Origin of the sequence: Bacillus sp. SM2101, assembly GCF_018588585.1 — a bacterium.
In the GTDB taxonomy this organism is placed as follows: Bacteria; Bacillota; Bacilli; order Bacillales; family SM2101; genus Nanhaiella; species Nanhaiella sioensis.
In genome coordinates this window covers 1-652 of sequence record NZ_JAEUFG010000130.1, presented here as the reverse complement: position 1 = coordinate 652, position 652 = coordinate 1, and the positions used below count along the sequence as shown (strand labels likewise).

The following is a 652-nucleotide window of genomic DNA, read 5'->3' as shown; positions in this document are numbered from 1 at the left end:
TGTTTGATGAAAATCCCTTTATTTGCTGTCAAAGCTCCAAATACGGAAGCAATTATCACGCATATTAAGAAAAATAATTGGATCATAATTTTGCTTGAATCTGGAACAAATAAAACTCCCCAGAACAAACCAGCTGCTAGAAACCCATTATATAAACCTTGATTAGCAAATAGGGTCTTAACTTTTGGAATTTCGAGAACATCTTTTGTGACTCCAAAAGTTTTTTGGGCTACTCTACTTGTAGAAAAAAACATCTCAAGAATCATGATATATACGTGCTCGATAGCAACAAGCAAAGTAAAAATAATAGCTAATAAATGCATATACACACTCCTTTTACATATTAACCAAAACATTATTCTATTATATGGTCCTATACACAATAAAGAAAGATCATTATTCTAAATATTATTATGAAAATTTGGGGTTCTTTTTTATGTCGCACTTTATTTTAAATACGTAACATTTACTCTTAGCTATTATGAAACTCCTTATTATTTAGATAGTTAACGACTAAAGACTATATTTTTCGTCTGATACCTCTAATTTTTAATCACCGGAATATCACTTGTGTATCCTTAATAGGTAAACTATCCTTAAGGAAGTCCAGATAGCCTTTACTACCTTCTTGCGCCATATTGTGGAAGATCAG

Annotated in this window: 1 protein-coding gene; it reads right to left on the bottom strand. The window is 30.8% G+C overall.

The window, feature by feature from the left end:
• Positions 1–323: DUF1304 domain-containing protein (locus JM172_RS24590; RefSeq protein WP_214484994.1), on the bottom strand; the 323-nt coding region annotated here is incomplete at its 3' end.
• Between the last annotated feature and the right edge of the window lie 329 nt (positions 324–652).